Source organism: Gryllotalpicola sp. CP2-P1, from assembly GCF_057512245.1.
This window is the reverse complement of sequence record NZ_JBLRDT010000153.1, coordinates 1-6,124: the sequence shown is the minus strand read 5'-3', so window position 1 is coordinate 6,124 and position 6,124 is coordinate 1. Positions and strand designations below refer to the sequence as shown.

The window sequence follows — 6,124 nt, the reverse complement described above, 5'->3', positions numbered from 1 at the left end:
CACCGTCGGGATCGCGGAGCCCGTGCGCGGCGAGAAGTGGTCGCCGGGCGTGATGGCGTGGATGACGTGGTCGAGGCGGCTCATCGCAGCGCACCCCGATTGGGGCGAGGGGGATTCGGGCGAGAGGGGTTCGCGCGAGAGGGCAGCGGCGCGGGTGCCGGGGCCGCCAGGGCGAGCTCGGGCCTCTCCGCCGCATCCCGCACCATCGCGCCGATGCAGGCGCCGGCGACGATCCACAGCAGTGACGCCTGACCGGCCACCCAGTAGAGGTCGAACTGCGCCTGCGTGAAGCGGGCGAGCACGACCGCGGCGCCGACGGTGCCGTACATCGGGTCGATGCGCAGCAGGACCCAGCTGGACCCCGCGAACATGGCGAAGAAGCCCAGCAGGCCGACGACACCGACGCAGGTGAGCACCTCGAGCTCGGCGTTCGGCGGCTGGAAGCTCACGCCGAAGGTGCTCGTGTACCACCACCGCAGGCCGACGCCGAAGATCGGCGAGCTGTGCCAGACGTCGATCGACTGCGCGTACCAGGCGAGGCGCTGGTAGGCGGAGTTGAACTGGTTGCCCGACGCCAGCTGCGAGCTGACCTGCTGCCAGACGAGGAACACGATGGGAACGCCCGCCGCCCAGATCGCCCGGCGCGCCCACCGCCCGATCGCCGGCGAGCGCAGGCTGACGATGAACACCCCGACAAGCGCGCCGACCATGCCCTGCCGCGACTGCGAGGCGGCGACGCCGATGCCCGAGCACAGCAGAACGAGGTTCGAGAACCACCCGGGCCAGTCGAGCCACCGTGGCCGCGCATACGCGATGACGAGCGCGGCGGCGAGCATGCCGCCGATGGTGTTCTTGTGCAGATCGCCGAGATAGACGGCCTGGAACGCACCGGTCGACGTGAAGCTCTGCAGGGTGATGACACCGGCGGCGACACCGATCGCCGAGCAGGCGAGGCCGTAGAGACCGAACGCGGCCTTGGCCCGGCCCTCACGGGCGATGACGAAGCCGACGACGAGGCTGCCGATCACGAGGAACAGCTCGTGCGCCCACTCGATGTAGTTGGCCGAGAACCGGTTGAGGATGAGCGTCGGCAGGATCACGACGAGGTATGCGAGGCCCGCCCAGATCAGCGGCTGCAGCGCGACGCCGCCGCGCCCGCGCAGCTTGATCAGGGCGGCGACGGATGCCGCAGCGAGCACGAGGTCCGCGAACGAGAGCACCCCGCCGGCCCGCATGGTGGCCAGCGTGGCGGGCATCGCCAGCACCGGGATCAGGGCGAGATCGACCGCGGCGAGGCCGATGAGCAGGATCACCGCGGCGCCGGCGAGCGACCACGGGCCGAGGCCGGCGGCCGCCAGCCCGAGCCCCACGGCGACGGCGGCGACCGCGGTGACGCCCGCCACAGCCGGAAGGCGCCGACGCGCTGCGGACAGGGCATCGCCCATGCGCACGCGGGTCGCGACGATCGACATTCGGGGGCCTCTTCGGGTTGGGGCGCGGACTCGGGGAGCGTCCGCGTTGTTGAGCGATCATCAGTTTAGAAAAGTGAGGGATATTCCACGTCCCCCCAAACAGGAGGAATGAGGATGTCTCACTAGACGGTGTGCCGCCGAGACAAGGCCGTCCCGCCAGGCACGGTCACCGACTGCGGCCCGCCGCTTGCATCGAGCGCTGCCAGTCAAGCCGACCCGTTCCCGGGTCAACTCCCAGCGCGCTCGCGAGATCGCGGGCCATCGCCCGCCAGCGGGGAAGAACCCAGTTGGTGGTGACCGCGGCGGTGGTCTTGACGACCTCCGGCAACGGCAGTCGCGAGTGTCCAACCGCCCGATAGAGTTCGACGTTCGTGCGGGTCTCTCGGAAACGGCGCTTCCGCCGCTCTCGCGTCGCAAACCAGCTGGGGTCCGCCACCTCGCGCATCGAGGCCTGTTCGTCGTGGTGCCGCTGCTGAAAGGATCTCCCGGGAGCGAGCACCATCTTTCCTTGACACAACAGCTCCGCCAGAAGCACGACATCGGTTCCACCGCATTCCACCGCATCACGTGTCCTGCGTAGCGCTGCTGTCCGGATCACCCCGTACATGGCGTGCGACGCCTGGCTGCGCAGCATGTTGCCGACGCGCTCATGGGCGCTGTCGGCGTCCATTCCCAGGTCTGCGTCATTGAGCGTCTCGTATACGAAACCATCGGCGTCGATCAGCTCGGTCCGTGGGCACGCGAACACCGCAGCCGGCCCTGCCTCGTCGAGCACCGCCACCGTCTCGCTCGCAAAGTCCGGCAACTTGACATCATCGGCAGCCATCCAGCTGAACAGCTCGGTGTTGCACAGCCTGCTCACTTCACGGAAGTTCCAGATCGCACCATTGTTGACAGGGCTGCGCCGATAGTCGATACGGCTGTCAGCAGCCGCTGCTGCACGACAGTAATCCTCGGTTCCATCCGATGACCCGTTGTCAGAAATGACGATGCGGATGTCGGCCAACGTCTGCGCTTGCAACGAGGCGACCGCAGCGGGCAGGAATCTCTCCCCGTTGAACACGGGCAGCCCGAAAGTCAATCTGGTCATCGCGCACCCGCTGACAACAAGAGCTTTCCGACGTGAAAGGCCTCTGCGTAGCGCGACTGCGCCTCGACGCCGCGAAGCCGGAGGACGCTGCGAAAGTACTCTTCATCCCACCAGGCCCGCGAATGCTGGCTCGGGAAATGCTCGAACAGCAGACGTACCTTCCGCTCCACGAGTTCGGAGCGAAGCGGGACATACGCGTTGGGCATCCCCATGTCGCCATCCCACTTGGGGATCTCGTAGTGGAGGATGAGCGGTCCGCGCCAGACGGTGGGCACCAGCGTTCCCAGCAGGCGATGATCCTGATGCGCGTCATCGACGCGAGGGGCAAATATGACGTGCGGGTCGGTGACAGCTGCCCGCAGGTCATGCAGGGCGTCCTTTACTGCGCCCCAATGTTCGGGGAGCCTCGAATCGGGAAGCCCGAGCAGAACGGGCGAGGCAGATACGCCGAAGGCAGCGGCCGCCGAACGCGCTTCGGCCTGGCGGTCGGCTCCGCCCGTGAGCACGAGTGAATGCACTTCAACGTCTTCTCGCTCAGCGAGCGCCAGCAGCGTTCCACCGCACCCGATCTCTATATCGTCTGGGTGGGCGCCGAGCGCGACGACCCGCAGTGGGCCATCGGGAAGCCCGAGGACGGTCATGGACGCGACCTCCTACGTCGCAGCACTCCGTGGAGCGTGAGCCACTCTGCGTCCAGGCGGGAGCGGGCCGTCTCGACGGCCGACACGATGCGACCCGCGACTTCATCGCGGTTGTCAAGCTGACCCTCGACCGCAAGCGCGACCTCGACGGGCTCGAACGTCTCAATGTCGAACGAGGCGGTAGGCAGCCCCAGCCGGTGAAGCGCGGCCACGTGCTTGGCGCTGTAGCCGATCGGAATGACCGGAGTTCCCGCCAGCAGTGACATGACGAGCGTGTGGTACCGGGAGGCCACTGCAACGTCAGCCTCGGCAAGCGCCGCAAGCAGCTCGTGCGGCGTGCTCACGTCAAGATATGTGACGGCCCCATCCCTGAACTGGTCGGCGAGCTCGCGACCCACGACGGCGTCAGCGTCATCGCCGCCCACAACGCGAACCGTGTGCCCGGACCTGCGCAGCGACTCGATGAGACGCCGGCATCTGTCCACATATTGCCTGTGCACCTCGACCGCCTGCGAGCCGTATGCGTCGCGTCTGCGATAGTCCATTACCCCTACGACGACTCCGCCGAGCTTTGGGACGCGCTCCGGCGGCAGCCCGAACACCAGGTCGCCGATGACATCGTCAGCAATTGCTGCGCTGACTCCCATCGACACCATCGCATTGCGCGAGATGTCGTCACGGAACGAACGATACGTGGCCGATCTTCCGGCCTTTCGTGCAAAGAACCGCCCCAGCGCGGTCGGCAACTCCTGAACGCCGATGTCCACCATGAGAAACGGCCTTCGCGCAATGCGTGCCCCAAGAGAGAGCACCCATATGGTGAACGGGAAGCCAAACGGGCCGCTGCCATAGCGCTCGAGCCCACCGGAACCAGCGATCATCACGGCATCGACTCTGAAGCAGGCCGCGAACGAGACGAGCGCTTGGCGCAGCAGCCGCCATGCCGCCCCGACGGGCCCATGGGGCGCTGTCCTCGCACTAAGCCGGCGCGCGCGCACACCGTGTGTCCGTGCTGCCTCCTCTGGGCCGTCGCAGAAGACGATCGGGTCGTACTCTGAGCGGCCGAGCCGCGCGAGCACCGCGGAAAGGGTGGCCTCATTGCCGTAGTTGCCACAGCCGAAGTGCCCGCATACGGCGACCACGGTCCGCCGTCCGGACAGGTCTTTACGCCACGGTTCGATTCCCGATACGGACGCCGATGCGGCAGCGGCTGAGGCTGATGTCATACCTTTCCGGTCCTCTTCTTCTCTATTGCCATGTGTTCGTGGGTTCAGCGGGTCAGCGCATCTGGCAGCGGCTCGACGAGAGACGGCAGCGGCTCGTTGCGGCGCCAGAGCTCCCACGGCGCGTGCCCGCTCGCATGCAGCTCCTCGAGCACGGCGCGCTCCTTCAAGGTGTCCATCGCGGCCCAGAATCCCCTGTACTTGTTGGCCGTGAAGCGGCCGTCGGCGGCCGCGCGCACGACGGCGTTGCCGACGAGGTCCTCGCCGGGGTTCAGGTAGTCGAAGATGCCCTGCCGCAGAACGAAGTAGCCGCCGTTGATCCACATGTCCATGCCCGCGACGGGCTCGAGGCCGGTCATGCCGCCGTCCGGCCCGAAGCCGAGCACGTGGAACGAGTCCGTCGGCTGCACCGCGACGAGGCTGCCCACGTGGTCGGCGGGCAGCTCGGCGATGAAGTCGTTCATGGGGGCATCCGTCACGACATCGCCATAGTTGGCGAGGAAGACCTCGTCGCCCTCGAGGTACGGCCGCACGCGCCGCAGCCGCTCGCCGATCGGGGTGTTGAGGCCGGTGTCGACGAAGGTGATCCTCCAGTCGGAGAAGTCCGAGCTCAGCAACTCGACGTCTGCGCCGCCGTTCGAGAGCACGAAGTCGTTCGAGACCTCCTCGCGGTAGTCGAGGAAGTAGTTCTTGACCGCGGCCGCGCCGTAGCCGAGGCACAGAATGAACTCGGTGTGGCCGTGGCACGCGTACCAGCGCATGATGTGCCACAGGATCGGCCGCTCGCCGACCATCGTCATGGGCTTGGGGGCGGACTGGTTGTCAGCGCGGATGCGCATTCCCAGACCGCCGCAGAACAGAACGACCTTCATGGCATCGCTCCTTTTCGTGGGGGGCGTGCCGCGGCACGGCATGCCTTACGGTGTGTGGTGTGGAGCCCGAATCCCGCCCTGCGCCCGGCTGGCGCGACCGCTGGTCCGGCGACCCCGACGGGGTGGTGGTGCTCGATCTCGGCGAACAGCCGGCGTCCGACTACTTCCCGCGCATCGACGAGCCGACGCCCGACCCCCGCTACCCGACGCGCATGGTCATGGCCGCGTCGAGCGGCCTGCTGCAGCTCGAAGAGGACGCCACCGCCGCAGAGGAGGTCATGGGCGTCGAGCCGGCGGCTCTCGTGCGTCAGGCCGAGGCGAGCGTGGCGGATGCCGCGGCCGCCGGCCTCATCATTCCGGGTGGCCGCGTGCTGCACTACTCGAGCCCGCACGGCGGCAGCTGGCGCGCCCAGCTCGCACCGTTCGGCCTCGTCGAGGTGGCAGACGGGGAAGCCGAGCTGCTCGTCGACGTGCACGGAATGATGCACGACGCCGACCAGAAGGCGGCGCTCATCGAGCGCGTGCGTCACCTCGCCGCGGACGGCGTGCTGCTCATGGTGATCTTCAATGCGACCGCGATCGTGCAGGGCGGCATGTGGAACGCGCTGCGCAACGGCCACTTCGCGTATTACACGACGCCCGTGCTGGTCGAGATGGCGCGCGAGCTCGGACTGGTCGCGATCGGCGGCTGGTCGTACCCGCTCTACAACAACGGAACCACCATGCTCGCCTTCGCCCGCGCGGGCAGCCGCTGGGGCGGGCAGGCGGCGAGCGTTACCGCGCTCATCGAGGCCGAGACGGCTGCCGGCATGCTGGACCCCGTGCG

General features: G+C 67.8%; 6 protein-coding genes. 1 reads left to right on the top strand and 5 read right to left on the bottom strand.

Features of this window, described 5'->3' with window-relative positions:
• Nucleotides 1-80: 80 nt before the first annotated feature.
• The 5 genes from ACM2XV_RS11330 to ACM2XV_RS11310 form a co-directional block, all read right to left on the bottom strand.
• Entirely contained in the window at nt 81-1,472 is a 1,392-nt protein-coding gene (locus tag ACM2XV_RS11330; protein WP_487026993.1) for an O-antigen ligase family protein, read from the bottom strand.
• Between the two features lie 166 nt (nt 1,473-1,638).
• Nucleotides 1,639-2,562 carry a glycosyltransferase family 2 protein gene (locus ACM2XV_RS11325; RefSeq protein WP_487026992.1) on the bottom strand — a complete coding sequence of 308 codons (924 nt, stop codon included), beginning with the start codon at nt 2,560-2,562 and terminating at the stop codon, nt 1,639-1,641.
• Complete coding sequence (locus ACM2XV_RS11320) at nt 2,559-3,203, bottom strand: PIG-L deacetylase family protein (RefSeq protein WP_487026991.1); 645 nt, start codon at nt 3,201-3,203, stop codon at nt 2,559-2,561. Before ACM2XV_RS11320 ends, ACM2XV_RS11325 begins: the two co-directional genes overlap by 4 nt.
• Nucleotides 3,200-4,429: a polysaccharide pyruvyl transferase family protein gene (locus ACM2XV_RS11315; RefSeq protein WP_487026990.1), complete on the bottom strand. Its 1,230-nt coding sequence runs from the start codon at nt 4,427-4,429 to the stop codon at nt 3,200-3,202. The genes ACM2XV_RS11320 and ACM2XV_RS11315 overlap by 4 nt, the downstream gene beginning before the upstream one ends.
• A gap of 44 nt (nt 4,430-4,473) precedes the next feature.
• Entirely contained in the window at nt 4,474-5,298 is an 825-nt protein-coding gene (locus tag ACM2XV_RS11310) for a glycosyltransferase family protein (protein WP_487026989.1), read from the bottom strand.
• Nucleotides 5,299-5,357: 59 nt separating this feature from the next.
• Between ACM2XV_RS11310 and ACM2XV_RS11305 the strand changes: the two genes are divergently transcribed.
• Nucleotides 5,358-6,124, top strand: a 767-nt coding sequence (locus ACM2XV_RS11305; protein ID WP_487026988.1) for a hypothetical protein, incomplete at its 3' end; no start/stop codon positions are given.